The sequence below is a fragment of the Lentiprolixibacter sp. genome (assembly GCF_982873095.1).
On record NZ_CEYNTP010000249.1, the window covers coordinates 1 to 4,021 of the forward strand.

Genomic DNA, 4,021 nt, shown 5'->3' on the forward strand with positions numbered 1-4,021 from the left:
CTGCTCCACCTGTTCTGTGCCAAAGCCTTTGGTATCCAGCGTAAAGCTCCCACAGGCTTCACAGGAAGTATGGAGGGGGGTATGATGACCACAATAATGGCACCTTAGCTGGTTCTTGTGCCTGTGATAGGTAAGGCTTACATCACAATTGGGGCATTGCGGGGTATGTCCGCAGGTATTGCACTCCAGCACAGGTGCATAGCCCCTACGGTTCTGGAATAGTATCACCTGTTCTTTCATTTCCAGTGTTTCCGTGATCTCTTCTATCAAGCGGTCCGAAAAATGCCCCTGCATGCGTTTTCTCCTGATCTTGTCCTTCAGGTCTACCAGTTCTATCTCAGGCATCAGCACATTCCCATACCTCCGTGAAATATGCGCGTACCCGTATTTTCCTGTCTGTGCATTGTGATAGCTCTCGAGACTTGGGGTGGCAGACCCTAAAAGAATGTGGCTGTTGTGAAAGGTGCCTAAAACAACGGCAGCATCCCTTGCGTGATAGCGAGGTGCCGGATCAAACTGCTTATAGGAGGTTTCGTGCTCTTCATCGACGATGATCAGGCCTAGGTCCCGAAAGGGGAGGAAAAGGGCCGACCGTGCCCCTACGATCAGCTGTGCTTTGCTTTTTTGCTCGAGTACATTGTTCCAGACCTCAACCCGCTCCTGCGCATTATAGCGGGAGTGGTACACCGACAATTTTTCCCCAAAATATTTCTGCAACCTGGCAATCAATTGTGTGGTAAGGGCAATTTCAGGTAACAGGTACAATACTTGTCTGCCCTTTTTGAGTTCCTCCGCTACCAGGTTCACGTACAGCTCTGTTTTACCAGACGAGGTGACCCCATGCAACAAGGTTACCCGTTCTTTGCCGAAGTTTTCCCTAATCACCTTCAGGGCTTCCTCCTGAAAGGTATTGAGCTTCATAGGTGCTATGGGATCGTCCCCACTGTAAATAACCCGGTCCGTCCGCTTATGGATTTCCTTTAGAATACCCTTCTTGACCAGGGCCTTAACAATGGCAGGGGATGACTCGCTTTCACGTAATAGTTCCTTTGCCTTAACAGGGGTATCTGACCCGCCTTTTAACTGAAACAGTTTCAGCACTACTTGGTACTGTTTTGGTGCCCTGGATAAGGTATCCAGTAGCTCAGACAAGGCCATTTCCGATGCATACCGGGAATCCAGGTCCACATAGCGAACCATTTTTGGTTTGTACTGCTCGTCCAGCATTTCCTTTACCCGGACAACTCCTTTGCTTAATAGCGTGTTCACTATAGGCAGGATGCTCTTGCGCCCCGTAATATCCATGACGTCCTTGATGCGCAACATCTCCTGGTGTTGCAAGGCTTCGTATATCAGGAATTCATCATCAGTCAGGCCATGTTCCTCTACTACCACCTCTGGGTTGCGGAGGATAAGGGTTTCACTCTCCAACAGAAACGGACCTGGCAGGGCCGCCCGGAATACTTCCCCCAGCGTACACATGTAGTAAGCCGCCATCCATTCCCAGTGTCTGAGCTGAAGGGGTGATATGATAGGTGCCTCATCGAGGATCTGGTGCAGCGGCTTGGCTTCATAGACCTCTGGCGGCGTTTGGTGTATCCTGTAGACCAAAGCGGTGTACAGTTTATTCTTTCCGAACGGGACAGCTACTCGTACCCCGGGTTGCAGACGTTCTGCCTGCGCTGCGGTAAGGGAATACGTGAAGAACCGTTCCAGGGGAATGGGCAGGACCACGTCCATATAATGTTCTGTAGCCATAACCCTATGGTTTACAAGTATAAGACTTTCGAGCCTTCATCCTCAGAACACAATCGATTTTACGGATGGCCAAGCTGATCATTTATCGCGTAATTTTTTGTGCAGGAAATTCAAGGTGGCATTGAGTTCAAATCCCAGCAGCAGAATGATGGAATTCAACCAGATATACACCATCAGGATCAGCAGCCCCCCAAGGGCACCGTACAATTCATTGTATCGGGCAATTTTTTCCACATACATCCCGAACAGATAGGAGGTTAATAAAAACAGCAAGGTGGTCATGAGAGCGCCATAGGAAAAGAATTTGGCTTGTTTTCCCTCAGTTGTTCCAAAATAATACAGAGTTGCCGTCGTCAGGTAAGACAGGATGGTAAAAAAGACAAACTTCCCCACCCGGGCCCCCAGGATATGGTTTTCCGTAAGATCATATCCCCGTGTTTTGGCCGCCCAGACACTCAGGTATTCCAGAATATAGAGGTCCACGTAAACATAGGCCACTGCCCCCGCGATCAGGAGGATAGATAAGATCAATCCTACCATGAGGGCATAGGCATAGGACTTAAAAAAATTCCGGGTAAGCTCAATGTGGTAGCTGGTTTCAAACCCACCAAAAATGGCATTGACCCCATTGGCCATCAGGAAGATAGACAGGACAAAGGTGGAAGACAGTAACCCGCCTCTTTTCTGTCCTTTGATCTGCTGGTAGATCTCCCCGAAATAATCACTGGTGGCATCAGGCAAAAAGGATTCCAGGAACAGCAGGAATTGTGCATCAAAATTTTCATTTCCTATGCTCACATAGGGGATGACAAAAGGAACTAACGTGATCAGGAACAAAAGCAAGGGAAAAAGGGCAAGAAATATGCTGAACGCGATGGAACTGGCCCGGGCCGACAGCGTTCCCTGAATGATTCCTATGATATACATCTCCATAATGTCATACAGGGACAGGCCTTCCAGGGCTGAAAAGCGAACCGACTTCAATAGACGGACCAGCCCATTGATAATGGGGATTTTGCTCAGGCGTCGTTCAATTTCCAATGACATTTAAACTGCTTTTAAGCTAAGGTCCTTGTTATACACCGAATGTGTCAGGGCTCCTGAAGATATATAATCTACCCCACAGGCTGCATACTGGGCAATGGTGTTTTCATTTATACCCCCTGAGGATTCTGTATGGCACTTCCCATCTATCAGTTTTACCGCTTTCCGGGTGTCCTCGTAAGAGAAATTATCCAGCAAAATGCGGTCTACCCCACCCTCGGTAAGGATTTGTCCTACTTCATCAAGGTCGCGTGCCTCTACGATGATCCTTAGGTCTTTATTTTTATCCTTCAGATATTGTTTTGTTTTTTGAATGGCTGCTGAAATGCCCCCGGCAAAGTCAATGTGGTTATCCTTGAGCATGATCATGTCATATAGGGCAAAGCGGTGATTTTCCCCTCCGCCAATCTTTACCGCCCACTTTTCAAGGGCGCGGATTCCTGGTGTGGTTTTACGTGTATCCAGGATGCGGGTTCCCGTTCCTTCGAGCAGGTCCGCAAAATACCTCGTTTTTGTGGCAATGGCACTCATTCGCTGCATGGCGTTGAGCACCAATCGTTCAGCCATAAGAATACTCCGTGATGACCCTTCGATATAAAAGGCAATGTCCCCGTAATTTACCTTGCTCCCATCTGTAATACGCACGTCCATTACAAGGTCCGGATCAACATAGGCAAATACCTGACGGGCAAATTCAACGCCGGCAAGAATACCGGTATCCTTAACCAGCAATTTAGCTTTCCCTCTGGCAGTATCAGGAATGCAGGCCAGGGAACTGTGGTCCCCGTCACCCACATCTTCCCGGATGGCATTTTTAATGATCAGATCGATCTCTTCCTGAAATTGTTCTTTGGATATCATGCGATAGGAATATACCGCTAAATTACTAATCCTGACGCATTGAAATATCTCAAAATTCGGGAATATTTTACCTTTGGGACATGAAGATCAAACTTCTCGTAGTTGGCAAAACCCAGAATAAGGAGCTCATCAGCCTGATTGATGACTACACCCGCCGGGTAAACCGCTATCTGCCCTTTGAAATTGAAGTACTACCGGATATCAAGAAACACAAAAACCTGACCGAATCCCTGATAAGGCAAAAGGAAGGAGCGGCTATCCTCGATCGTATCCGGGAAGGCGACAAGGTATTTGTGTTGGATGAAAATGGTAAGCAGTACAGCTCAGTATCATTTGCTGGTTTCCTGCAGGAGCAGAT

The 4,021-nt window shown here is 47.9% G+C and carries 4 protein-coding genes; 1 reads left to right on the top strand and 3 read right to left on the bottom strand.

What is annotated here, in order from left to right; translation table 11 throughout:
* The 3 genes from priA to nadC all read right to left on the bottom strand — a co-directional run.
* The coding region (gene priA / locus AC4E7D_RS12530; protein ID WP_490174127.1) for a replication restart helicase PriA at positions 1-1,758 on the bottom strand (1,758 nt) is incomplete at its 3' end.
* Between the two features lie 78 nt (positions 1,759-1,836).
* Positions 1,837-2,805, bottom strand: a complete 969-nt coding sequence (locus AC4E7D_RS12535) for a YihY/virulence factor BrkB family protein (RefSeq protein ID WP_490174128.1) — start codon at positions 2,803-2,805, stop codon at positions 1,837-1,839.
* Entirely contained in the window at positions 2,806-3,663 is an 858-nt protein-coding gene (gene nadC / locus AC4E7D_RS12540; protein ID WP_490174129.1) for a carboxylating nicotinate-nucleotide diphosphorylase, read from the bottom strand. It abuts the gene before it with no gap.
* A gap of 80 nt (positions 3,664-3,743) precedes the next feature.
* On the opposite strand from nadC, the gene AC4E7D_RS12545 reads away from it, so the two are divergent.
* Positions 3,744-4,021: 23S rRNA (pseudouridine(1915)-N(3))-methyltransferase RlmH (locus AC4E7D_RS12545; RefSeq protein WP_490174130.1), on the top strand; the 278-nt coding region annotated here is incomplete at its 3' end.

Coding starts and splice junctions, on each gene's coding strand:
- nadC (WP_490174129.1), bottom strand. CDS start 3,663: ATGATATCCAAAGAACAATTTCAGGAAGAGATCGATCTGATCATTAAA.
- AC4E7D_RS12535 (WP_490174128.1), bottom strand. CDS start 2,805: ATGTCATTGGAAATTGAACGACGCCTGAGCAAAATCCCCATTATCAAT.